Annotated in this window: 20 protein-coding genes and 3 pseudogenes; 10 read left to right on the forward strand and 13 right to left on the reverse strand. The window is 71.4% G+C overall.

The genetic code is table 11. The features are described 5' to 3' along the window. The first annotated feature begins 101 nt into the window (after positions 1-101). The 5 genes and pseudogenes from M6G65_RS06215 (at position 102) to M6G65_RS06235 (ending at position 4,775) form a co-directional block, all read left to right on the forward strand. On the forward strand, positions 102-401 hold the full coding sequence (locus M6G65_RS06215) for a hypothetical protein (RefSeq protein WP_250103710.1): 300 nt from the start codon (positions 102-104) through the stop codon (positions 399-401). After that, positions 395-1,777, forward strand: a pseudogene (locus tag M6G65_RS06220) (methyl-accepting chemotaxis protein). The gene M6G65_RS06215 and the pseudogene M6G65_RS06220 overlap by 7 nt, the downstream one beginning before the upstream one ends. A gap of 332 nt (positions 1,778-2,109) precedes the next feature. After that, complete coding sequence (gene tauA / locus M6G65_RS06225; protein WP_238200284.1) at positions 2,110-3,123, forward strand: taurine ABC transporter substrate-binding protein; 1,014 nt, start codon at positions 2,110-2,112, stop codon at positions 3,121-3,123. Positions 3,124-3,147: 24 nt separating this feature from the next. Then, on the forward strand, positions 3,148-3,939 hold the full coding sequence (locus tag M6G65_RS06230; protein WP_238200282.1) for a taurine ABC transporter ATP-binding protein: 792 nt from the start codon (positions 3,148-3,150) through the stop codon (positions 3,937-3,939). After that, positions 3,936-4,775 (forward strand): ABC transporter permease subunit, encoded by an 840-nt coding sequence (locus tag M6G65_RS06235; RefSeq protein ID WP_238200280.1) that lies wholly within the window; start codon positions 3,936-3,938, stop codon positions 4,773-4,775. The genes M6G65_RS06230 and M6G65_RS06235 overlap by 4 nt, the downstream gene beginning before the upstream one ends. A gap of 366 nt (positions 4,776-5,141) precedes the next feature. Here M6G65_RS06235 and M6G65_RS06240 read toward each other — a convergent pair whose 3' ends face one another. The 6 genes and pseudogenes from M6G65_RS06240 to M6G65_RS06265 all read right to left on the reverse strand — a co-directional run bounded on the left by M6G65_RS06240 (position 5,142) and on the right by M6G65_RS06265 (position 10,785). Further along, positions 5,142-5,360, reverse strand: a complete 219-nt coding sequence (locus M6G65_RS06240) for a hypothetical protein (RefSeq protein ID WP_192710094.1) — start codon at positions 5,358-5,360, stop codon at positions 5,142-5,144. A gap of 347 nt (positions 5,361-5,707) precedes the next feature. Then, positions 5,708-5,962 (reverse strand): hypothetical protein, encoded by a 255-nt coding sequence (locus tag M6G65_RS06245; RefSeq protein ID WP_210026095.1) that lies wholly within the window; start codon positions 5,960-5,962, stop codon positions 5,708-5,710. A 31-nt stretch (positions 5,963-5,993) separates the two neighbouring features. Next, positions 5,994-6,155, reverse strand: a complete 162-nt coding sequence (locus tag M6G65_RS06250) for a YqaE/Pmp3 family membrane protein (protein WP_192710096.1) — start codon at positions 6,153-6,155, stop codon at positions 5,994-5,996. Between the two features lie 465 nt (positions 6,156-6,620). Beyond that, a pseudogene (gene glmS, locus M6G65_RS06255) lies at positions 6,621-8,448 on the reverse strand (glutamine--fructose-6-phosphate transaminase (isomerizing)). A gap of 406 nt (positions 8,449-8,854) precedes the next feature. Further along, the gene (locus M6G65_RS06260; RefSeq protein ID WP_192711122.1) at positions 8,855-9,031 is read right to left on the reverse strand and encodes a hypothetical protein; all 177 of its coding nucleotides are present in this window, start codon (positions 9,029-9,031) and stop codon (positions 8,855-8,857) included. Positions 9,032-9,096: 65 nt separating this feature from the next. Further along, entirely contained in the window at positions 9,097-10,785 is a 1,689-nt protein-coding gene (locus M6G65_RS06265; protein ID WP_250103711.1) for a hypothetical protein, read from the reverse strand. A 382-nt stretch (positions 10,786-11,167) separates the two neighbouring features. Between M6G65_RS06265 and M6G65_RS06270 the strand changes: the two genes are divergently transcribed. The 3 genes from M6G65_RS06270 to M6G65_RS06280 all read left to right on the forward strand — a co-directional run bounded on the left by M6G65_RS06270 (position 11,168) and on the right by M6G65_RS06280 (position 12,900). Next, positions 11,168-11,677 carry a ferritin-like domain-containing protein gene (locus tag M6G65_RS06270; RefSeq protein ID WP_192711124.1) on the forward strand — a complete coding sequence of 170 codons (510 nt, stop codon included), beginning with the start codon at positions 11,168-11,170 and terminating at the stop codon, positions 11,675-11,677. 286 nt (positions 11,678-11,963) lie between these two features. Beyond that, positions 11,964-12,509 carry a cysteine hydrolase family protein gene (locus M6G65_RS06275; protein WP_250104217.1) on the forward strand — a complete coding sequence of 182 codons (546 nt, stop codon included), beginning with the start codon at positions 11,964-11,966 and terminating at the stop codon, positions 12,507-12,509. Between the two features lie 193 nt (positions 12,510-12,702). Beyond that, positions 12,703-12,900, forward strand: coding sequence for a hypothetical protein (locus M6G65_RS06280; protein ID WP_091716776.1), 198 nt, complete (start codon positions 12,703-12,705; stop codon positions 12,898-12,900). 83 nt (positions 12,901-12,983) lie between these two features. Here the strand turns inward: M6G65_RS06280 and M6G65_RS06285 are convergent. After that, positions 12,984-13,752 (reverse strand): annotated as a pseudogene (locus M6G65_RS06285) (SDR family NAD(P)-dependent oxidoreductase). A 169-nt stretch (positions 13,753-13,921) separates the two neighbouring features. Here M6G65_RS06285 and M6G65_RS06290 point away from each other — a divergent pair. Continuing rightward, entirely contained in the window at positions 13,922-14,551 is a 630-nt protein-coding gene (locus M6G65_RS06290; RefSeq protein ID WP_192711126.1) for a TetR/AcrR family transcriptional regulator, read from the forward strand. Positions 14,552-14,783: 232 nt separating this feature from the next. On the opposite strand, the gene M6G65_RS06295 is transcribed toward M6G65_RS06290, so the two are convergent. The 5 genes from M6G65_RS06295 to M6G65_RS06315 form a co-directional block, all read right to left on the reverse strand. Then, positions 14,784-15,128 (reverse strand): DUF1330 domain-containing protein, encoded by a 345-nt coding sequence (locus tag M6G65_RS06295; protein ID WP_238198794.1) that lies wholly within the window; start codon positions 15,126-15,128, stop codon positions 14,784-14,786. A gap of 64 nt (positions 15,129-15,192) precedes the next feature. Continuing rightward, positions 15,193-15,885 (reverse strand): orotidine-5'-phosphate decarboxylase, encoded by a 693-nt coding sequence (pyrF, locus tag M6G65_RS06300; protein ID WP_238198795.1) that lies wholly within the window; start codon positions 15,883-15,885, stop codon positions 15,193-15,195. Positions 15,886-15,955: 70 nt separating this feature from the next. Next, entirely contained in the window at positions 15,956-16,573 is a 618-nt protein-coding gene (locus M6G65_RS06305; RefSeq protein ID WP_250104218.1) for a uracil-DNA glycosylase family protein, read from the reverse strand. 136 nt (positions 16,574-16,709) lie between these two features. Next, positions 16,710-18,905, reverse strand: coding sequence for a xanthine dehydrogenase family protein molybdopterin-binding subunit (locus tag M6G65_RS06310; RefSeq protein WP_238198797.1), 2,196 nt, complete (start codon positions 18,903-18,905; stop codon positions 16,710-16,712). Positions 18,906-18,964: 59 nt separating this feature from the next. Continuing rightward, positions 18,965-19,420: a (2Fe-2S)-binding protein gene (locus M6G65_RS06315; protein WP_192711131.1), complete on the reverse strand. Its 456-nt coding sequence runs from the start codon at positions 19,418-19,420 to the stop codon at positions 18,965-18,967. 294 nt (positions 19,421-19,714) lie between these two features. Here M6G65_RS06315 and M6G65_RS06320 point away from each other — a divergent pair, with 294 nt between their 5' ends. Beyond that, complete coding sequence (locus tag M6G65_RS06320; protein WP_238198798.1) at positions 19,715-21,241, forward strand: sensor histidine kinase; 1,527 nt, start codon at positions 19,715-19,717, stop codon at positions 21,239-21,241. A gap of 22 nt (positions 21,242-21,263) precedes the next feature. Here M6G65_RS06320 and M6G65_RS06325 read toward each other — a convergent pair whose 3' ends face one another. After that, positions 21,264-21,680 (reverse strand): EVE domain-containing protein, encoded by a 417-nt coding sequence (locus M6G65_RS06325; RefSeq protein ID WP_238198799.1) that lies wholly within the window; start codon positions 21,678-21,680, stop codon positions 21,264-21,266. Between the last annotated feature and the right edge of the window lie 195 nt (positions 21,681-21,875).

A 21,875-nucleotide genomic window follows, 5' to 3' on the forward strand; every position in this document is an offset into this window, starting at 1 on the left:
CTTATAGCCTCCACGACCCTTTCCGTGCACGCCCGCATGGCCGCCTCGCTCCGGGGCCGCCACGCGCTGCCGCGCCTCCCATCGGATTTCATCGGCCCATCATGACCCTGCGCATCGGCACGCGTCTCCAGATGATCACCGCCACGGCCCTGCTCGGCATGGCGCTGCTGATCGGGCTCGCGGCCTGGGACCTGTCACGGGTGATTGGCGACGCGCGCGCGGCGCAGACCCGCACACTGGTCGAGGCGGCGCACGGGGTTCTGGCCTATTTCGAGGGGGAGGAGCGGGCGGGGCGGATGAGCCGTGCCGCCGCCCAGGCGGGGCTATCGCGGAGATCCGCGGCCTGCACTACGCCGGGAACGAGTATTTCTGGATCCAGGACATGCATCCGCGCATGGTGATGCATCCGAAGGCCGAGCTGATCGGCCAGGATATCGGCGGCCTCGCGGATCCAACCGGCAAGCACCTGTTCGTCGACATGGTCGACCAGGTCCGCCGCGACGGTGCGGGCTTCGTCCCCTACATGTGGCCGAAGCCCGGCCTGGATCAGCCCGTGGCCAAGATCTCCTACGTGAAGGGCTTCGCGCCCTGGGGCTGGATCATCGGCACCGGCATCTACGCGGACGACACCGCCGCCCAGGTGCAGCCGGCGCTCCAGCGCCTGCTCGCCGGAGCCGCCCTCGCCGCGCTCCTGATCGCCGGGCTGGCGACGCTGATCGGACGCGGGGTCACCCGGCCGATCCGGGCGCTGACCGACACGATGGACGGCCTCGCCGCGGGCGACCTCGGCCGGGACGTGCCCCGCTCCGGAACCGCCGAAGAGGTGAGCCGGATGGCCGCCGCCGTCCAGGTGTTCAAGGAGAACCTGATCCGGACGCGGCGCCTGGAGGCGGAGACCGCGCAGGCGCGGCTGGCCGCGGAGGAGCAGCGCAAGGCCGGGATGCGCGAGATGGCCGACCGGTTCGAGGCTGCGGTCGGCGGCATCGTCGGCCGTGGTCTCGGCCTCGGCCACCGAGCTGCAGGCCACGGCGGGCGCGATGTCGGCGCTCGCCGGCCAGACCTCGGCCCAGTCCGGCACGGTCGCGGCCGCCGCGGAAGAGGCCGCCAGCAACGTCAACACGGTCGCGGCGGCGGCCGAGGAACTCGGCTCCTCCGTGCAGGAGATCGGCCGGCAGGTGCAGGGCTCGTCGGAGCTCGCCCGGGTCGCGGCAGCGGAAGCCGACCAGACCGGCGCGCTGGTGCAGGAGCTGAACATTGCGGTGGCCAAGATCGGCGACGTGGTCGGGCTGATCGCGTCGATTGCCGGCCAGACCAACCTGCTGGCGCTCAACGCCACCATCGAGGCGGCCCGCGCGGGTGCGGCGGGGCGGGGCTTTGCGGTGGTGGCCTCGGAGGTGAAGGCGCTGGCCGAGCAGACCGCGCGAGCGACCGGCGAGATCTCGGGGCAGATCGCGCGCATCCAGGGGGTGACGGGTCAGGCGGTGGGAGCGATCGGGGCGATCACGGGCCGGATCCGGGAGATCAACGGGGTGGCGGCGGGCATCGCGGCGGCGGTGGAGGAGCAGGGCGCGGCCACGCAGGAGATCGTGCGCAACGTCACGCAGGCGGCGGCCGGTACCGGCGCGGTGACCGGCACGATCGCGGGCGTGGCGGGCGCGGCGGAGGAGACCGGGGCGGCGGCCAGCGGGTTCTGGGCGCGGCCTCCGAGCTGTCGCGCCAGTCCGAGCACCTCGCCGCCGAGGTCGATCGCTTCCTCGGCACCGTCCGCGCCGCCTGAGGCGGCCTTCGATCCGAAGCGTTTGACGGCCGGTCGGTCCCGAAACGACCGGCCGTCATCCCGGATGCTCGGATCCAGACATGCCGATGCGTCGAGACCTCGCACAGAGCAAGCACTTCCGCAGAGGAAGGGCACGGACTCGGAGGTTGTCTGCTGCGGCCAGAGACGACGGCATGGATCAATGCTTGCGGATATCGATCCGTTGGGAGATTGAACTTCCAACCTGATCTTGCCGGCCGCTCGGGCTCTTGCGTCGAAAGCCAAGCGTATCCGACTTTCCCGACGGCGAGCCGACGCGATTCTTGAGTCGTCTCGCCGAGGGGCTCCGTTTCATGGCTACAGCACTGCGTTCCTGCCGCCGCGTCGCGCTCGCGGCCGTGGCATTCCTGATCCTCGGTCCGCTCACGGCGGGCGGCGCCCGGGCCGCCGACCGGTCGGTCACCTTCGCCCACCAGGACATGGTCATCCCGTTCCGGGCCCTGATGGCCTCGGGGGTCCTCGAGAAGGCCACCGGCTACACGGTGAACTGGCGCAAGTTCGGCGGCGGCGGCGACGTGATCCGCGCCATGGCCTCGGGCAATGTCCAGATCGGGGAGGCGGGATCGAGCCCGATCGCCGCGGCCGCCTCCCAGGGGCTCGACATCCAGCTGTTCTGGATCCTCGATGAGATCGCCGATGCCGAGCAGCTCGTGGCGCGCGACGGCGGCGGCGTGGCCAGCGTGGCCAACCTGCGCGGCAAGACGATCGCGGTGCCCTTCGTGTCGACGGCGCACTACCAGCTGATCGCCGCGCTGGCGGAGGCCGGCCTCACCCAGGCCGACGTCCGGATCCTGAACATGCGCCCGCCCGAGATCGCAGCCGCCTGGGAGCGGGGCGTCATCGACGCCACCTTCATCTGGGATCCCGTGCTGGCCCGGGTGAAGAAATCCGGCACCGTGGTGGTCTCGGCGGGCGACCTCGCCCGCAGGGGCAAGGCCACCTTCGACGGCCTAATCGTCGACCGGGCCTGGGCGGCCCAGAACCGGGATTTCCTGGTCACCCTGGTGAAGCTGATCGCCGCGCAGGACGCCGCCTACGTCGCCAAGCCCTGGGCCGCCGACGCGCCGGAGGTGGCGGCCATCGCCCGGATCACCGGCTCGGCGCAAGCGGAGGTGCCGGCGAGCCTCGCGGCCTACCGCTTCCCGACCCTGGAGGCCCAGGCCTCCCCGGCCTGGCTCGGCGGCGGCGCCGCCAAGGCCCTGACCGAGACCGCGGAATTCCTGAAGGCTCAAGGCCGCGTCCAGGCGCTCGCGCCGGATTACGGCCGGTTCGTCACCGGGGCGTACGTGGACGCGGCCCGGAAATAGCCCGCCTCCGGACCGGAGAGGCTCATGATCGAGATCCGCGACCTCAGCGTCCGCTACGGGGCGGGGCCTTCCGCGGTCGACGCCCTCGCGCAGATCGACCTGACGATCCGGCCGGGGGACTTCGTGGTTGCGCTCGGCGCGTCGGGCTGCGGCAAGACCACGCTGCTCTCGGCCATCGCGGGCTTCCTCGAACCCACGCAGGGCCGGATCCTCCTCGACGGCGCGCCGATCCGAGGGCCGGGGGCCGAAAGGGGCGTGGTGTTCCAGCGCCACGCCCTGATGCCCTGGCTGGACGTCGCCGAGAACGTGGCGTTCGGCCCCAGGATGCGGGGCGTTCCCCGGGCGGAGCGGCGCCAGATCGCCCGGGCGATGCTCGACCTCGTGGGCCTGCCCGATTGCGCCGACCGGAAGGTCTACGAGCTCTCCGGGGGCATGCAGCAGCGGGTCGGCCTCGCCCGGGCGCTCGCCGGCGACCCGCGCGTCCTGCTGATGGACGAGCCCCTCGGGGCGTTGGACGCCTTCACCCGCGAGCAGGTCCAGGAGCTGATCCTCCAAGTCTGGCACCGGACCGGCAAGATGGCCTTCTTCATCACGCACGACGTCGAGGAGGCGGTGTTCCTCGCGACCCGGCTGGTGATCATGAGCCCGCGTCCCGGCCGCATCGTCGAGACGCTGGAGCTGCCCTTCTCGCGCGCGGTGGTGGGCGGCCGCGACACGCGGGCCGTGAAGTCGGATCCCGCCTTCATCGCCATGCGCGAGCGCGTGCTCGGGCGCATCCACCGCCGCGCCGACGCGCCGCCCGGAGAGGGCCGATGACCGGGCGCCCCCCGGACGCGACGGCCTCGGCGGATCCGGCGCGGCGCCGCAGTAGAGCGTGGCTCCGGGGCACCGCGCTGGTTCCGGCAGTCAGCCTCGTCACCGGGCTGGCGGTCCTCGGCCCCTGGGTGATCGCCACGCGAGCCGGCTGGGTCAAGCCGCTGTTCCTGCCGGCGCCGGAGGCGATCCTGTCGGCCTTCGGCCAGGCCTGGACCGGCGCGATCGACGGTGCGCCGCTCGGCCTCCACGTCCGGGACAGCCTCCTGCGCGTCGTCGGCGCCTTCGGGCTCGCCGCCCTGATGGGGATCCCCGCCGGGCTCGCTATGGGCACGAGCCGGATCGCCCGCGGCCTCCTCGACCCGCTGATCGAGTTCTACCGGCCGCTGCCGCCGCTGGCCTACCTGCCGCTCATGATCATCTGGTTCGGGATCGGCGAGCTGTCCAAGGTGCTGCTGATCGTCCTCGCCTGCTTCGCGCCGGTCGCCCTGTCCACCCGGGCCGGCGTGCTCTCCGCCTCGCGCGACCAGATCCATGCGGCGCGCGCCCTCGGGGCGAGCCGCGCGCAGGTCTTGCGCCACGTGGTGATCCCCGCGGCGATGCCGGAGATCCTGATCGGCCTGCGGATCGGCATGGGCGTGGGCTGGACCACCCTGGTGGCCGCCGAGATGGTGGCGGCCCAGGCCGGCCTCGGCCAGCTCGTTCTCAACGCCTCCAACTTCCTGCGCACCGATGTGGTGGTGATGGGCATCCTCGTGATCGGCCTGTTCGCGACCCTGTTCGAACTCGGCCTGCGCTGGCTCGAGCGCGTGCTGGTGCCCTGGAAGGGACAATCCTAGACCCGGGTGAGGCCTCGGCGCTCCGTCGACGCATGACACCGCGCCGACTGGACGTCGTCGTTCATCGGACGTGCCCTGACCCGGCAGGCTGGTCCGCGCCGGGAAGGCTTCGGGTTTTCCGAGCCCGCCAAAAGGTCTGACCCAAGAGGTGAGAGCCTCTCACGCAACGCGCCGCACGGTCGAGGCCGGTGCGCGAGCTCCGGTTGGGCGGCCGGCTCGTCGCGCCCTCTCGGGTGCCCGCCACAGCGTGCAGGTGGCTGAGGCGAAGAGGATCCTTTCGCACCTCCAGGGTTCAAACCTGCCTGGGGCTGCGACCGTACGGCCCTGCGCCACCGGCCCCGCCGCACGCGGCCGGGCTTCACGCACTCACCGGTAGACCGTGCAGCTGTCGACGTCGCCGGTCGGCAGGAACTCGCAATTGGTGACCGGCGGGATGAGTCCGTCATCCGAGACACTCGGGACCGCGGCCTCGCTGGTCGGCGGCACGGTCAGCATGACGGTGCCGAAAGCCAGGGCGGCGGCGGCGAATGCGAGCGCGAACAGGGCGAGGTTGCGCCGCAGCGCAGGGATCAGGGCAGAGTCCATCTTCGTCCTCCCACGGGGCGCAGGCGCTGCGCCGAGGGGAAGGCTAGATCCGGTCGCGGGTGACCGCGCCCTCCGAATGCAGGAGGCGGGCATCGATTTCTGGCCGGCGTCGGTCCGCCGTCGGTGCGGGGCCTCCTATGGGCTCCTTCGCCGTGTCGCCGTTCCCGGTGATCTCGACCCCCGAAGCGCGGCCTAGTCCTCGGCACGCCAACAATCGGTGACGTGACTGCGCCACGCGCAGGGTTCTTGATCGGCAATGCCGTCCCCAGGATCGCCGGTCCGACACCGGGAGCGTCGCCGACGGGGTCACGGTCGAAAGAGAACCGCGCTTCGTCCGGACGGTGCCGCTACCGCTGCGGCGCCGGCGCCGGAGGCTGGGGCGAAGACCCGGGCTGGCCGGGAGCCTGCGGAATCGCGTTCTCGGGCGGCGGCGGCGGCTTCTGCCCCGGGGCGGGCGCGGCCTGATCGTTCTGCAGGGTCTGGTTCGCCCGCGTCTGGATCGAGTCGGAGGTCTGCTGGCTGATCAGGCCGTAAGAGACGGCCGCCGCGAGGGCGACGGCGATGACCGCCCCGATGATCGCCTTGGTGAGCTTGGGCGGCATCTCTCCGTCCTCGTGCGGCGCCGGAAGCGCGTCAGGCGGCTTCCCTGCGGGTGACGATAAGTGCCCAGATCGTCGCCGGGATCCATCCGATGATCGTCAGGTGAAGAAGAATGCAGAGGATGCCCTGGAACACCTTCCCGCGCAGGAACATGGCAAGCCATGGCGCCAGGAAGCAGATGAGGATCATGATCATGGTTGGAACGGCTCCTTGCCGGGGGTGACATAGGCGCCGGGCCGGTTTGCGGTAGCCCTCGGGGTGCAGCTGGACCTGGATCAGCACAGCGCATGGTCCCGGTCGGCCGCACGGCCTCCCGGATCACACGCGAGGCCGCTCAACTGGTCGACCATGCAGGTCAGCCACGCGACGGGCGCGGCGTCCCACGGGAACGTCCTGCCGTGCTCGACCCCCGCGATCCGCTCGGCGAAGGCACCGATGTCGGAACAGAGAACCGGCAGGTTCAGCCGCTTTGCAAGCGGTCGTCACACCTGTGTGTAGGTTGAGCCGCCCTGTTGCGTGAGAAGAGGCGCGAAGCTTCCCGCCGCGCTCAGGCCTGATGGTGTCCGAGCCGCCCGCCCTGCAAGCGCGGGCCAATCTCCCGGCTTCTACGCCCGGACACGGTTCCGCTCAGAGAGCTCGGGCCGCCGATGATCCGCGGTGTCACTCCACGGTGACGGATTTGGCGAGGTTTCTGGGCTGGTCGACGTCTTTGCCCATGATCACGGCGGTGTGGTAGGCCAGCAGCTGGATCGGCACCGCGTACACGATCGGCGCCACGCTCGGCTCCAGCGCCGGCATCGTCACCGTCGCCAGCGTCTCCAGACCGTGCGCCGCCGCGCCCTGCGCGTCCCCGATCAGAACGATCCGCCCGCCGCGCGCGGCCACCTCCTGCATGTTCGACACCGTCTTCTCGAACACCCCGTCGTGCGGCGCGATCACGATCACCGGCACGCTCGCGTCGATCAGCGCGATCGGACCGTGCTTCAGCTCGCCCGCCGCGTAGCCCTCCGCGTGGATGTAGCTGATCTCCTTCAGCTTCAGCGCACCCTCCAGCGCCATCGGGTAGCTCGTGCCCCGGCCCAGATACAGAACGTCCCGCGCCTGCGCGACCTCGCGCGCCAGACCGGCGATCGCGCCCTCGTGGGCCAGCGCCTCCGCCATCAGACCCGGCACCCGGATCAGCGCCTCCACCAGCCGCGCCTCGCCCGACGCGTCCAGCGTGCCCCGCGCCCGCCCCGCCGCGATCGCCAGGCACAACAGAACGGTGAGCTGGCACGAGAACGCCTTCGTCCGAGGCCACCCCGATCTCCGGACCCGCCAGCGTCGGCATCACCACCGACGATTCCCGCGCGATCGCCGAGCTCGGCACGTTGACCACGCTCAGCGTGTGCTGGCCCTGGCTCCTGGCGTAGCGCAGCGAGGCCAGCGTGTCGGCGGTCTCGCCCGATTGCGAGATCACCAGCGTCAGCCCGTCCCGCTCCAGCGGCGCCTCGCGGTAGCGCGCCTCGGAGGCCACGTCGATCTCCACCGGCAGCCGCGCCAGCTGCTCGAACCAGTAGCGCGCCACCAGACCGGCATAGTACGCCGTGCCGCAGGCGGTGATGTACACCCGGCTGAGCTTCGCGAAGTCGAACGGCAGCGCTTCGGGCAGCACCACCCGGCTGTTGGCCAGGTCGACGTAGTGGGCCAGCGTCCGGCCGACCACCTCGGGCTGCTCGTGGATCTCCTTGGCCATGAAGTGGCGATACGCGCCCTTGTCGATCCGGTAGGCCTGGGTGGCGATCGTCTGGCGCGGGCGCTGAACGACCGCCCCGGACGCGTCGCGGATCTCGGCGCCGTCGCGGGCGAGGATCGCCCAGTCGCCCTCGTCGAGATAGGTGATCGCGTCGGTGAAGGGGGCCAGCGCCAGGGCGTCGGAGCCGAGATACATCGCGCCCGCGCCGAAGCCGATCGCCAGCGGCGCGCCGTGGCGGGCGCCGATCAGCAGGTTGTCCTCCCCGGCGAACAGGAAGGCGAGCGCGAAGGCGCCGCGCAGCCGCGGCAGGGCGGCTTCGACCGCCGCCACCGGCCCGAGGCCCTGGTCGATGGCGCGGCTGACGAGCTGGGCGACGACCTCGGTGTCGGTCTCGGTCTCGAACACGACGCCGTCGGCCTCGAGCTCCTGCTTCAGCGCGCGGAAGTTCTCGATGATGCCGTTGTGCACGACCGCCAGGTTGTGGGTGGCGTGGGGGTGGGCGTTGGTCTCGTTGGGCCGGCCGTGGGTGGCCCAGCGGGTGTGGCCGATGCCGATCGTGCCGGTGAGCGGCGCCTGCGCGAGCTTGGCCTCGAGGTTGGCGAGCTTGCCCGAGGCGCGGCGGCGCGCCAGCCGGCCGTGCTCGAGGGTGGCCAGGCCGGCGGAATCGTAGCCGCGGTATTCGAGCCGGCGCAGGGCCTCGATCACCTGCCCCGCCACCGCGTCGCGCCCGACGATGCCGACGATGCCGCACATGGATGTGTCTCTCGCTCTCGCGCCCGGAGCGCCGCGCGGGCTCTCGCGCGCCTTCTACCGGATCCACGCCGACAAGGGCCAGCCCCGGCTCAGGCCAGGCGGCCGACCCCGCCGGCAGGGGCGCCGGCGAGAGCCGTTCCCGATCACGTCGAGGTGGTCGACCATAGCCTACGGGCCGTCGCGTCACGGTGGGTCATCCCACCCCCGACCTCATCCTGAGGTGCCGCAGCGGAGCGAAGGCCGCGAAGGAGCCCGCCAGCCGGCCGCGCGATCCCTGGAGCCCCTGCGAGGCCCGCTGCCGCGGGCACCTCAGGATGAGGGCGGGGATGGGACAGTGGCTCCGTGTCGCGGCTCGCCAGAGCGCGCACCACGCCCGGAGCGTGTCGCACCACGGACGGTCGCCGCCCTAGAGGTCGCGGATCTTCTTCTCGATGCGCTCGGCCTCGGCCTCGTCGATCTCCACCGGCTCGCCCGTGTCGTTCGGCAAGCCGCCCCCCGTCTGCGCGATAGTCTCGTCGCGCGGGCGGTAGCTCTGCCCGTCGGAGATCGGCGGCTCCTTCGATAACTCGCGATCCTTGTCCATCGGCGTCTCCTGCTGCTGTGTCCCGCCGGGACAACACGGCAGGGGCGCTCCGGGATGCCGGGGGCTCAGAACGGGTAGTAGCGCAGCGAGGTCAGGCCGGTGACGAGGTGGTTGGAGGGGGCGATTCCGTAGGTGCCCCGGAAGGCGTCGCGCTCGGTGTAGGAGACCTGCGCGCCCGCCACGAGGCGCCCGAAGCTGCCCTTGTAGAGGTCGTGCCAGAAGCCGCCGGTGATCTGGCGGATGTCACGGGTCTCCGCCTGGCAGGTCCCGCTCGCCGCGCCCTCGACGTCGCAGCCTGTCACCACCAGGGTCGGCGAGCCGTAGCCCGTGGCGTTGAGGGCGCCGGCCCGGGAGGCATGCTCCCAGCCGGCATAGATGAACACGTCGGTGCCGGGCTGGACATGGGCGACCGCTCCGGCGAGCAGCTGGAAGGCCGGGATCGGCGCGATCGACCCGTCGGCCTTCAGAGCGAAGTCCGGCAGCTGCGCCGAGCCGTAGCGGCCGATGCCCTGGCCGACGAGGCCGCTGACCTGCAGGTCGAGGCGCTTGTCGATCACCGGCAGGGTCGCGGCGCCGCCGATCCCGTAGCCCAGCGCGGTGTCGGTGCGGCCGGGGAGGCGGGTCGCGGCGTTGAGGTTCGTGGCGCTCAGCCGGTCGCCGAAGAAGCGCACGAGGCCCTTCAGCTCGAAATGTCCGAAGCCCGGCTCGAGGGCGACCTTGCCGATGATGTCGGGGACGCTGTTGTTCGAGTAGGTGGTCGTGGTGTTGAGCTGGCCGACCGGGTCGCCGGCATTGCTGAGATTGACGTTGCTCGGGGCCGCGAACGGGCTCGGCGGCAGCACGCTCTGGGGCGATTCCGCCGACAGGCCGACCCACAGACCCGGCGCCACGTCCTTGACCACGCGCAGCTGCGGATTCCGGGTCCAGTTGAAGCCCGGGACGTACTGCACGTCGATGGTGAGCGGGATCTGCTCCTTGAGCGGCGTGATGCCGGACAGGTCGGTGGTGATCAGGCTCCAGGCCTGGCCGGCGAGCACGTGCCAGCCGGTATCGAGGGAATCGACCGTGGCGAAGATCTGCCGGATGCGCGGGTTGTAGCTGTTGCTCTCGCGCGAGTTGGCGTTGGTGGCCGCCCCGAGGAAGTCGATCTCATAATAGCCCGAGATCTGGAGCGTCGGCTCGACCTTCGCGGTGAACAGCCCGCTCAGGCGGCTCTGCCGGGCGGAGAAGCGGAACTCGTTCTCGCGCGAGCGGGGATCGTTGCGGAAGGGGATGCCGTTGAAATCCGTGCCGACGTCCGAGACGACGTTGGGATTGCGGGCGATGCCCGCCAGCTCGGCGAAGCCGCCGGGCGTGAAGCAGACCGCCGGCCCGAGCGCGTAGCTGCCGGCGTTGCAGATGAGGTCGTTGGCGAGGATCACCGGCGTGTGCGCGCTCGGCCCCGGCCGGGCCCCTCCGGGACCGCCGGCCTGCGCCACGCGCTGCTGGTGCTCGGTCTTGGCGGCGAGGCGGGCCTGCTCGCGCGACAGCACCCGGCGCTCCCTTGCCTCCCCGGCAAGCGCCGCCTTCTGCGTGCCGGCCTGCCGGCGCAGGGCGGCGAGTTCCTGCTGCATGGCCTGCATCTGGCGCTGCATCGCATCCATCCGGGCCGCCATCTCGGCGACGCTCTGCGCCCGCGCTGGACCGGCGGCGGCGAGGCTGGCTGCGACACCGACGGCGGTGACGAGGGTGCGGGGCGGATTCAGGCGCGACATGCTCGTCACCCCGGACGGTTGGCGATGCTCAGACTTGGGCGGATGCACACCCAGAGTTGTGGGATGTGGCATACGACGCTCGCATGACGAAGCAGCGCGCGGTACCCCGGCCGCACGGGGAAACGCGCGCGGACATGCGGGTGCCGTCCGGCTGTGGCCGAGCCGCCACGCTCGCGCGGTCTTTGTGAGCACATGGATTAAGTTCTGGGTTCGCCCGGAGCCGATCCGGTCCGGCGTTCCCCCAGTTCCGGTCACCGCGCAACCTGCGGCAGACGGCACGCGGGCCACGCCTGCGACGTTCCGGCCGGAACTTGGCCGTACGGCCTCTGCGTTCCCCGGTTGAATGGGCCATCGAGCCCGCAACCCGAAAGAGGTGATCCCTATGGCCATGGACGCGCGCGAGATCTACGTCACGGCCCTGAAGAATACCCACGCCCTCGAGATGCAGGCGCTGCAGATCATGGAGCGGCAGGTCGAGCGCCTGGAGCGCTATCCGGAGATGGAGCAGGCCCTGCGCCGCCACATCGAAGAGACGCACGGCCAGCGCCAGCGGCTGGAGGAGGCGCTTCAGAGCCTGGGCGACAGCCCCTCGGCCCTCAAGGAGGGCTTCCTGGGCTTCGTCGGCAACATGATGGCGCTGGGCCATACCCCGGCCCAGGACGAGATCCTGAAGAACACCTACGCCAACCACGCCTTCGAGAACTTCGAGATCGCGGCCTACGAGTCGCTGCTCACCATCGGCGATGCCGCCGGCCAGCAGGGCCACCGGACGGCCTTCCAGCAGTCGCTGAAGGAGGAGCAGACCATGGCGGAGGCGGTGCGCAACCTGATCCGCCCGACCACGGAGCGCTACCTGTCGCTGACCACCGCCGGCGCGAAGGCCGACCGCTAGGCGCACCCCGACCCCTCCCGATCCGGCAGGTCGGGAGCGGCCCCGATCGATTCCCTGCGAGCGGCGCGCCCTGGCGCGCCGTCTTCGTTTGGCGCGACTTGCTGGCGCGGTTTGGCGGCACCGCCCGCGCCGCGCGGTTCTCCATTCTGCCGCAGGAACAACCCCCGCCCCGCCCGATTGCGCGGTCATGGAACCTGGAAGCGCTCGATCGGCGAACCGCCACGAACAGGGGGACGGCTCCCCCGGCAAGCCTCTGGGGGACGGGTGCGTCCATCTCTGCGTGGACATGCAGCGGATGTTCGCCGAACCCACCGATTGGCAGACCACGTGGATGCCCCGCGTCCTGCCGCATGTCCGCCGCATCGCCGAGGCGCACCCGGAGCGGACCATCTTCACCCGCTTCATCCCGGCGGCCCGGCCGGGGGAGGGCCGGGGGACCTGGGCGACCTATTCGGAGCGCTGGGCCGACATGACCCGGGAGCGGCTCGCCCCGGAGATGATCGACCTCGTCCCGGAGCTCGCCCGGCTGGTCCCGCCCGCGGAAGTCGCCGACAAGACCGTCTACTCGCCCTGGCTCGAGACCGGCCTCGACGCCCGTCTGCAGGCCCGGGGCGTCGACACGCTGATCGTCACCGGCGCCGAGACCGATGTCTGCGTGCTCGCCGCGGTGCTCGGCGGCGTTGATCTCGGCTACCGGATCGTACTGGCCACCGACGGCCTGTGCAGTTCCTGCGACGAGGCGCACGACGCGCTGCTGCTGATGTACCGGATGCGCTACGGCCATCAGGTCGAGACGATGACGACCGCCGAGATCCTCGACCGCTGGCGGTGATCGGGCGGCGCCCAGACGAGCATTCGCGCCGCAATGGCCAAGCTCAGGCCAGATCAGGCTTGGCCGTTCCTGCCGCCGCGCGGATCACCGACACTCGATCCCGATCGGCCGGCGCGCGAAAAACAGTCGCGCCGTGCGAACCGGGGAGCACCGGAACCGTTATGTCTCCAAACACGGATCCGGAGGACAGGTTATGGCCAAGCACGAGATCCTCGGCTACTTCGAGCACCGCCGCGACGGGGCCTGGATATGCGTCCGGCCCTTCACCCTGACGACGCGGGATGCCAGCATCGACATCCGCCAGGGCATGCGCTTCGATTACGGCAAGCGGATCGGCGGCGTCGACCTTGCCGAGTACCTCGAGCGGCTGGGTTCGCAGTTCGGGTCCTGAGGACGAGCGGCACCGCCGCCGCCCGCATCCGAACTGGGACGATCCCGAACGGCGCCGGACGCGAGTCCGGCGCCGTTCGCCGTTCAGGCGCCGCCCCACTGCATCGTCAGGCCGCCATCGACCACCAGGGTGTGGCCGGTCACGTAATCGGCCGCGTCCGAGGCCGGTACAGGATCGCCCGGGCGATCTCCTCGGGCTGGCCGGCCCGGTGCCACGGGATCCGCTCCAGCGACTGCTCGAGCACCTCCGGCTTCTCGAAGCGGTCGGCGGTCATCGGCGTCTCGATCAGCCCCGGGGCAACGGCGTTGACGTTGATCCGGTCCGGGGCAAGCTCCCGCGACAGGGAGCGGCACAGCGAGCCGAGGCCCGCCTTCGACATGCCGTAGGGCGCGCTCTCCGGGGTCGGCAGGTGCTGGGCCACCGTGAGACGAACACGATCTTTCCGGTGCCGCCTTGCGCCTTGCGCATCTTGATGAAGGGCCGGGCGGTGAACAGCGGCCCCATGAGGTTCACCCGCAGGATCCGCTCCAGCAGGGCGTCGTCCATCTCGGCGACCGGCACGCCGCTCATCGCCTGCCCGGCATTGGCCACGAGGATGTCGAGGGTGCCGAACTCGCTGCCGATCCGGTCGAAGGCCGCCGTGACGGCGGCCGGATCGCCGACATCGAGCTGGAGCACCAGCGCCCGGCGGCCCGCGGCTTCGACCCGCGCGGCGGTCTCGCGGATGCCCGCCTCATCGGTGTGGTAGGTGATCGCCACGTCGGCACCCGCCCGGGCGAACAGCTCCGCCGTAGCCTGTCCGATGCCGGAATCGGCCCCGGTGATCAGAACGCGGGTGTCGGTGAAGGTCATCGCTCGTCCCTTGCAGGCGCACCGCATTCGCGGCCGGATGCCGGGGCAATCGGTGCCGTCCGGGCCGGTTCCGAGCGCGCGCACCGGCCGCAGGCGGAACCGTCAGCGCGGAACGCGATCCGCGCTGGCGTCTTTGACGCTCCGGGTCGGCATGGCCTAGTGAGTATGCATGTCCCTGGATGATACGACCCACCTGATCGCGGAGGAGTGCGCGCCCGACACACGGAGCCGCATCCTCGCGACGGCGGACGCGTATTTTCGGGAGATCGGCTACCAGAAGACGACTGTGGCCGACATCGCCCGGACGCTGAAGATGAGCCCGGCCAACGTCTACCGCTTCTTCGACTCGAAGAAGGCGATCAACGAGGCGGTGCTGGAGCGCCTGATCGGCGAGAGCGAGGCGGTGGTCTCGGGGATCGCGGACCGGCCAGGCCTCGACGCGACCGCGCGCCTCGTGGCGGCGATCAAGGCCCTGCACGACGATTGCACCCGGCGCTGCGAGGCGTGTCCCCGCCTGCACGAGATGATCGAGGCGGCGATGGCGGAGAGCTGGGAGGTCTGCCGCCACCACGTGGCCCGGATCACCGCCGGGTTTGAGCGGATCATCCGAGACGGTGTGGCGCGGGGCGAGTTCGAGGCCGCGGATCCGGCCGAGGCGGCGGCCTGCATCCACGCCGCCATCGCCCGCTACACCCACCCGCTGCTGGTGGGCAGCTCCACCCTCCAGCCGGTGCCGCCGGTCGAGGCCATGACGGCGTTCCTGCTGCGGAGCCTGGCGCCGGACCGGACGCGGGCATAGGGCGATCGGGGAGGCTGGCGGCCGAGACCGACAGCGCCGTCATTCCGGGACTGCGCAGCAGGGCCCGAATCCAGACGCTCAGGCGGTTCTCGTTCTGCACTGTCGGCGGTTCCGGGTTGCCCGCCTCAGGCATGCCCCTTCGGGTCCGGGCTCGCCTTCGGCACCCCGGAACGACGGGGTGACATTGCGATCAGGATCGCACCGATCCAGCCGTCCTTGCGAGCGGAGCGGCCTACTCGGAGGCCGGGCCCGCGTCCGGTGCCGGCTCCGAGGCGCTGGGCTGCGGGCCGTCATAGCCCTCGATGACCAGGATCTCGGCCTCGACGCCGCCGCGCTGCTTGGCCTTGGCGGCCTGGTAGAGGTCGGAGTTCCAGCAGGCGAGGGCGTCGGCGTAGCTCGGGAACTCGATCACCACGTTGCGGGACCGGGCCGGGCCCAGCACCGCCTCGTGGGCGCCGCCGCGCACGAGGAAGCGCCCGCCGAACTTGGCGAAGGCCGCGCCGTTGGCCGCCACGTACTCCTTGTAGGCCTCCGCGTCGCGGACATCGACCCGCGCGATCCAGTAGCCCTTCGTCATGCTGCGTCTCCTGCTTTGACGAGCGAAGTGGATCCGGGCGCGACGAAGGCAATCCCAGTTCCGGTCAGGCCATCTCGGAGACGATCGCCTGCGCCACCGCGCGGGGGTCGGCGGCGCCGGTGATCGGGCGGCCGACCACCACGTGGTCGATCCCGGCCCGGCGGGCATCGCCCGGCGTCATAACCCGCTTCTGGTCGCCGGCCTCGGCGCCCGCCGGGCGGATCCCCGGGGTGACGATCAGCCGGTCCGGACCAACGATGCGCCGGACCGAGCCCGCCTCGGCGGCCGAGCAGACGAGGCCGTCGATGCCGATCTCGGCGGCCTGGGCGGCGCGCTTGGCGACGAGCTCCGCCACCGGCAGGCCGTAGCCGGCCTCCGCGGCGTCGGCATCGTCGTAGGAGGTGAGCACCGTCACGGCGAGGATCTTGAGCCCCGCGCCCCGGCCGCGGACCGCCGCCCGCATGGTCTGCGGGTAGGCGTGGACGGTGAGGAAGGTGGCGCCGGAGCCCGAGGCCGAGCGCACGCCCTCCTCGACGGTGTTGCCGATGTCATGGAGCTTCAGGTCGAGGAAGACCTTGAGACCGCGTCCCGCCAGCCGCTCGGCCAGGGCGAGGCCACCCGCGTAACCCAGCTGGTAGCCGATCTTGTAGAAGGTCGCGGCGTCGCCGATCCGGTCGATCAGCGCCTCGGCCGCCTGCACGCTCGGCAGGTCGAGGGCCACGATCAGGCGGTCGCGGGGGTCGGCAATCTCGGTCATCGGCGCGTCCTTCGGGGGTCGCCGCAGCGATTCCGCGGAACGCCTGCGAGGTCAATGCCGGCACGGCCACTCACCCCGCCATCACCCGCGCCACCTCGGCGCGCAGCACCGGCAGCAGCTCCGCCTCGAACCAGGGCTCGCGCTTCAGCCAGCCGTTGTTGCGCCAGGACGGGTGCGGCAGGGGCAGGACCCGGGGGCGGCGCGGCTCGGCCAGGATCTCGCGCCAGCGCCGCACCGTGCCGGTGAGGCCACCCTCCATCTTTCCCAGATGCCAGGCTTGCGCGTACTGGCCGATCACCAGGATCAGCTCGAGATCGGGCAGGCCGGCGAACAGCTCCGCCCGCCAGCGCTCGGCGCATTCCCGGCGCGGCGGCCGGTCGCCACCCTTGGCGTCGAGGCCGGGGAAGCACGACCCCATCGGCACGATGGCCACCCGGGCGGCGTCGTAGAATTGCGCCGCGTCGAGCCCCAGCCAGGACCGCAGCCGCACGCCCGACGGGTCGGTGAAGGGCTGCCCGGTGCGATGCGCGCGCGTACCGGGCGCCTGGCTGGCGATGCACAGGCGGGCTGTGGCCGAGCCCTGGACGATCGGCCGGGGCTCCTGGGGCAGGGGCGGGCCGTAGAGCGGGCTGTCCCGACAGAGGCGGCAGGCGCGCAGGCGCGCGGCGGTGTCGCCGAAGACCGGCATGGCCCGGAGATGCCGCATCGGCGCGCAAAAAAGAAACGGCGCGGTGTCGCGCCGCGCCGTCGTCAGTCGGGTCTCTTGCCTTGGGGGAAGGCCCCTCCGTCCTACGCCGATGCAGGCGATCGGAAGGTGCGATTCCTCACGCGCCCTTCACGCCCGAAAGGTCGAGGGGGAGGGAGCGCAGGCGCCGGCCGGTGGCGGCGAAGACCGCGTTGGCGATCGACGGACCCAGCACCGGCACGCCCGGCTCGCCGATCCCGGTGGGCGCCACTTGGCTCGGCACGATGTGCACCTCCACCTTCGGCATCTCGCTCATTCGGGTCGGCTCGTAGGCGTCGAAATTGTGCTCCTGCACTTGGCCGTCCTTGAGGGTGATGCGGTTGCGCAGCACCGCCGACAGGGCAAAGCCAACCGCGCCCTCGACCTGCGCCCGGATCACGTCAGGGTTGACCGGAACGCCGACATCCACCGCCGCCACGATCCGATTCACGCGGATCGCCGCATCCTGCGCGGTGACGTCGGCCACCATCGCGACGTAGGAGCCGAAGGATTCGTGGACAGCCACCCCGAGGCCGCGCCCCTGCTCCTGCGGTTTGGCGCTCCAGCCGGCCTTCTCGGCGGCGAGCTTGAGCACGCCGGAGAGCCGCGGCGCCTGGGTCAGGAGAGAGAGCCGGTAGGCCACCGGATCGACATTGGCGGCATGGGCCAGTTCGTCGATCATCACCTCCATCACGTGGGCCGTGTGGGTGTGGCCGACCGAGCGCCACCACAGCACCGGCACGCCCTCGCGGCCGTTATGGACGCCGAACCGATAGGCCGGCAGGGCGTAGGGCGTGTCGGAGGCGCCCTCCACGGTGGTCGAGTCGATGCCGTTCTTGACGATCATCGCCTCGAAGGGCGAGCCGATCATGATCGACTTGCCGACCATGACGTGGTCCCAGCCGACCACCGCGCCCTTGCCGTCGATGCCGGCCCGGACCTTGTGCAGCACGGTCGGGCGGTAATAGCCGCCGGCCATGTCGTCCTCGCGGGTCCAGACGAGGTGGATCGGGGCCTTCTCGCCGGACGCCTTGAAGACGGCGGCGGCCTCCGCGAGGTAGTCGGCGGTGGGGGTCGCCCGGCGGCCGAAGGAGCCGCCGGCCCAGTTGCTGTGCAGCCGGACCCGGTCGGGCGTCACGCCCAGGACCGCCGCCATGGTCGCCTGCTCGACGGTCTGGAACTGGAAGCCGGCGTAGACGTCGTAGCCGCCGTCGGAAGCCCGCTCGATCGTGGCGTTGAGCGGCTCCATCGCCGCGTGGGCGAGGTAGGGGAAGGTGAACTCGGCCTCGATGACCTTGGCGGCGCCCTTCAGAGCCGCCTGCGGATCGCCGCGCTCGGACGCCGTGAGGCCGGGGGCCTTGGCCCGCTCCCGGTACTCGGCGAGGATCGTCTCCGACGAGCGGGTCTCGGCGGTGCTGTCGTCCCAGGCGACCGTGAGCGCCTCGCGGCCCTTCATGGCCGACCACGTGTCGCGGGCGAGCACCGCCACGCCGGTCGGCACCTGCACCACGTCGAGAACGCCCGCGACCTTGCGGGCGGCGGCGGCATCAAAGCTCTTCACGGTGGCGCCGAAGCGCGGCGCGCGGGCGACCACGGCGGTGACCTGGTTCGGGCGGCGAATGTCGAGGGAATAGACGGCCGTGCCGTTGGTCTTGGCCACGGAATCGAGGCGCGGAATCGTCTGGCCGATCAGCCGCCACTCGCTCGGATCCTTGAGTCGCGGCTCGGAAGGCACCGGCAGCGAGGCCGCCGAGGCCGCGAGCTCCCCGAACCGGGCCTGCCGGCCGGACGGCGCGTGGCGCACGAGATTGTCGGAAACGGTGATCTCCGAGACCGGCACCTTCCAGCGGAAGGCGGCCTCGGCCATCAGCATCTCGCGGGCGGCCGCACCCGCCTTGCGCAGCTGGAACCAGGAATTGGCCACCGCGGTCGAGCCGCCGGTCCCCTGGATCGGGCCCATCAGGCTGTTGTTGTAGAGCGTCGCGTCGGCGGGCGCGAACTCGGTGCGGACCTTCGCCCAGTCGGCGCCGAGCTCGTCGGCCAGGATCGTGGCGAGCCCGGTCGTGTTCCCCTGGCCCATGTCGAGGTGCTTGATCACCACCGTGACGGTGTCGTCGGCGCCGATGCGCACGAAGGCGTTGGGCTGCGCCTTCACGTCGGCGAGGTTCGGGCCGGCGGCGGCGCGGGCGGATTTCGGGTCGAGCCGGAACGCGACCACGAGGGCGCCGGCGCCCGCGAGCAGGCCGCGGCGGCTGGGGCGGACGGGCAGGGGATTCGGTCGACGGGCGTTCAGCATGGCGGCGAGGCTCCGGTCGGGACCGCGGGGAAGGGCGAGTAGGTGGGCGCCGGGACGGATCAGGCGAGGCTGCGCGCGGCTTCGTGAATCGCCGCACGGATGCGCTGGTAGGTGCCGCAGCGGCAGATGTTGCCGTCCATGGCGCCGTCGATGTCGGCGTCGGTCGGCTTGGCGTTGCCCGAGAGCAGGCCGATCGCCGACATGATCTGGCCGGACTGGCAATAGCCGCACTGAACCACGTCGAGCTTGCGCCACGCTGCCTGGACGGCCTCGGCCACCCGGCCGTTGACGCCCTCGATGGTCGTCACCTGCGCGGTGCCGACGTCACCGATCCGGGTCTGGCAGGCGCGGACCGGCTGCCCGTCGAGATGGACCGTGCAGGCGCCGCACTGCGCGATGCCGCAGCCGTACTTGGTCCCGGTCGCGTCGAGCCGGTCGCGCAGCACCCAGAGCAGGGGCATGTCCGGGTCGGCGTCGATCGCGTGCGTGACCCCGTTCACGGTGAGATTCGGCATGGTCGGCGACCCCTCCTCGACGCGTGCGCCCGGGGCGTCCCGGATCGCGGCGTGCGGCCCCGCTCGGGCATCGCGAGCGCGCGGCTTACGCTACCGGGCGCACCCGCCCGCACGATGTGCGGCACCGCACGTCGATCCGCAGGTCGATCCGCACGCCGGACCGTCTCGATACGATCCGCGATGCCTAAGATCCGAGCGATACCGACAGCCGCTTCTTAACACATCCGCCTCATCCTCACGGAGTGCCTCCGCGCCACCCCCGCCCCTGATTCCGAGCCGAGTGTCAAGACGCGCATGCCCGATCTCACCGTCGAGATGGTCCAGCGCGGTCGCGGTCCCTCGACGGAGGAAGCGGCGCGCCGCCGCGGCGTCGCCCGCGAGATCCGCTCGGCCCGCGAGAAGCTGACCTCGCAGACCGGCCTGGAGCGGGCCTTCGACTACGAGTTGCTGCGCCACTACGCCCAGTACCGGGCCGGGGCGGGGATCCCGCTGGCGCTGTTCGCGGGGGTGCTCGCCGCGGCGGCGACGTTCTGGATCGCGCCGCCGGTGGCCGCGGCCTGGGCGGTCTGTGTGTTCCTGATGATCACGCTGAACACGAGCCTGAGCCGGCGCTTCCTCCGCGCCGACCCGGCGACGATCCCGCTCGCCCGCTGGCGCCACCGCTTCCTGATCGGCGAGGTGCTGCAGAGCCTCTCGTGGTCGGCGATGATCGGGCTCGGCACCACCGGGGGCTGGACCTTCGCGCTGATCGGCCTCGTCATCGCGGCGGCCGTCACCACGATGCTGGCCGCGACCGTCCCGCTCGCGGCCATCGCCGCCCTGATCCCGCTGGCGCTTGCCACCGCCTCGCTCACCGCCTTCTCCCGCGGAATGGACGCGCTGATGCTGGTGGTGATGGCCGGCGGCGCGCAGCTGTTCTTCCTCGGCCTCGCCCGCCGCCTCTACACCTCGACGGTCGGGGCCCTGCGCTCCCGCGCCGAAAAGGATGCGGTGTTCGGCGAGCTGGAGCAGGCCAAGGCCAATTCCGACGAGGCCCGCCGCCGGGCCGAGGAGGCGAACCTCGCCAAGTCGCGGTTCCTCGCCACCATGAGCCACGAACTGCGCACGCCGCTGAACGCCATCCTGGGCTTCTCGGAAGTGATGAAGAACGAGGTGTTCGGCTCCCACACGGCGCCCTCCTATCGGGAGTACTCGAACGACATCCACGACAGCGGGATGCACCTCCTCAACCTGATCAACGAGATCCTCGACCTGTCGCGGATCGAGGCAGGGCGCTACGAGCTGAACGAGGAGGCGGTGCAGCTCGCCCACGTCGTGGAGGAGTGCCGCCACATGATGGCGCTCCGCGCCAAGGCCAAGAACCAGATCGTCCACGGCCTCGTCGACGAATCCCTGCCGCGCCTCTGGGCCGACGAGCGGGCGCTCCGCCAGATCGTGCTGAACCTCCTGTCGAACGCCGTGAAGTTCACGCCGCCGGGCGGCGAGATCTGGCTCAAGGTCGGCTGGACCGCCTCGGGCGGTCAGTACGTGTCGGTGAAGGACAGCGGCCCGGGCATCCCCGAGGATGAGCTCGGCACGGTGCTGTCCTCGTTCGGGCGCGGCTCCCTGGCGATCAAGACCGCCGAGCAGGGCTCCGGCCTCGGCCTGCCGATCGTGAAGGGCCTGGTGGAGCTGCACGGCGGGCAGTTCCAGCTCTCCTCCAGGCCCCGCGAGGGCACCGAGGTGGTGGTGACGCTGCCGGCCGCCCGGGTCATGGACACGCTGCCGGCGGTCGACGTCGACGCGGCTCCGGCGCACGGCGTCCTCAACCGCGCCGCCTGACCGAGCCGCGGCTCGACCGCCCTCAGCCGAGGCCGCCCAGCGCGCACACCCGGGCCCATTCGGCCTCGGTCACCGGCTGCACCGACAGGCGGGAATTGTTCACCAGCACCATCTCGGCCAGCACCGGGTCGGCCTTGATGGCGTCCAGCGTCACCGGGCGGGGCAGCGCCTTGACGGCCCGCACGTCGACCATGCCGAAGCGGCCGGTCTCGTCGGTATGGTCCGGGTAGTAGGGCCGGATCACCTCCACGAGGCCGACCACCGCCTTGCCCTCGTTCGAGTGATAGAAGAAGCCCTGCTCGCCGACCTGCATGGCCATCAGCTGCTTCTTGGCGAGGTGATTGCGCACGCCGTTCCAGAACGTCCCCGCCGCGCCGGCCGCGACCTGCTGATCCCACGACCAGGTCGCGGGCTCGGACTTGAACAGCCAGTATGCCATCGCCGCATTCCCCACCGGCCGCCGGGTCCGGCGGCTCGCCTCGCCATAGCCCAGCTTCACCCCCGGCGGACAGGCCTGCCCGCGCCGCCGCCCGCCCCGGAGCCCGGCGAGGCAGACGCGAACATAGGTTCGGATGCACTTGTATTGAGCGACCACGTTGGCTGAATATTAAATACTATCTGCCAAGAGTTTGGG

The organism is Methylobacterium tardum, from assembly GCF_023546765.1.
In the GTDB taxonomy this organism is placed as follows: domain Bacteria; phylum Pseudomonadota; class Alphaproteobacteria; order Rhizobiales; family Beijerinckiaceae; genus Methylobacterium; species Methylobacterium tardum.

Bases quoted from the DNA above. Each gene is read 5' to 3' on its own strand.
- M6G65_RS06215 (WP_250103710.1), top strand. From the start codon at position 102: ATGACCCTGCGCATCGGCACGCGTCTCCAGATGATCACCGCCACGGCC.
- tauA (WP_238200284.1), top strand. From the start codon at position 2,110: ATGGCTACAGCACTGCGTTCCTGCCGCCGCGTCGCGCTCGCGGCCGTG.
- M6G65_RS06230 (WP_238200282.1), top strand. From the start codon at position 3,148: ATGATCGAGATCCGCGACCTCAGCGTCCGCTACGGGGCGGGGCCTTCC.
- M6G65_RS06235 (WP_238200280.1), top strand. From the start codon at position 3,936: ATGACCGGGCGCCCCCCGGACGCGACGGCCTCGGCGGATCCGGCGCGG.
- M6G65_RS06240 (WP_192710094.1), bottom strand. From the start codon at position 5,360: ATGGACTCTGCCCTGATCCCTGCGCTGCGGCGCAACCTCGCCCTGTTC.
- M6G65_RS06245 (WP_210026095.1), bottom strand. From the start codon at position 5,962: ATGCCGCCCAAGCTCACCAAGGCGATCATCGGGGCGGTCATCGCCGTC.
- M6G65_RS06250 (WP_192710096.1), bottom strand. From the start codon at position 6,155: ATGATCATGATCCTCATCTGCTTCCTGGCGCCATGGCTTGCCATGTTC.
- M6G65_RS06260 (WP_192711122.1), bottom strand. From the start codon at position 9,031: ATGGACAAGGATCGCGAGTTATCGAAGGAGCCGCCGATCTCCGACGGG.
- M6G65_RS06265 (WP_250103711.1), bottom strand. From the start codon at position 10,785: ATGTCGCGCCTGAATCCGCCCCGCACCCTCGTCACCGCCGTCGGTGTC.
- M6G65_RS06270 (WP_192711124.1), top strand. From the start codon at position 11,168: ATGGCCATGGACGCGCGCGAGATCTACGTCACGGCCCTGAAGAATACC.
- M6G65_RS06275 (WP_250104217.1), top strand. From the start codon at position 11,964: ATGCAGCGGATGTTCGCCGAACCCACCGATTGGCAGACCACGTGGATG.
- M6G65_RS06280 (WP_091716776.1), top strand. From the start codon at position 12,703: ATGGCCAAGCACGAGATCCTCGGCTACTTCGAGCACCGCCGCGACGGG.
- M6G65_RS06290 (WP_192711126.1), top strand. From the start codon at position 13,922: ATGTCCCTGGATGATACGACCCACCTGATCGCGGAGGAGTGCGCGCCC.
- M6G65_RS06295 (WP_238198794.1), bottom strand. From the start codon at position 15,128: ATGACGAAGGGCTACTGGATCGCGCGGGTCGATGTCCGCGACGCGGAG.
- pyrF (WP_238198795.1), bottom strand. From the start codon at position 15,885: ATGACCGAGATTGCCGACCCCCGCGACCGCCTGATCGTGGCCCTCGAC.
- M6G65_RS06305 (WP_250104218.1), bottom strand. From the start codon at position 16,573: ATGCCGGTCTTCGGCGACACCGCCGCGCGCCTGCGCGCCTGCCGCCTC.
- M6G65_RS06310 (WP_238198797.1), bottom strand. From the start codon at position 18,905: ATGCTGAACGCCCGTCGACCGAATCCCCTGCCCGTCCGCCCCAGCCGC.
- M6G65_RS06315 (WP_192711131.1), bottom strand. From the start codon at position 19,420: ATGCCGAATCTCACCGTGAACGGGGTCACGCACGCGATCGACGCCGAC.
- M6G65_RS06320 (WP_238198798.1), top strand. From the start codon at position 19,715: ATGCCCGATCTCACCGTCGAGATGGTCCAGCGCGGTCGCGGTCCCTCG.
- M6G65_RS06325 (WP_238198799.1), bottom strand. From the start codon at position 21,680: ATGGCATACTGGCTGTTCAAGTCCGAGCCCGCGACCTGGTCGTGGGAT.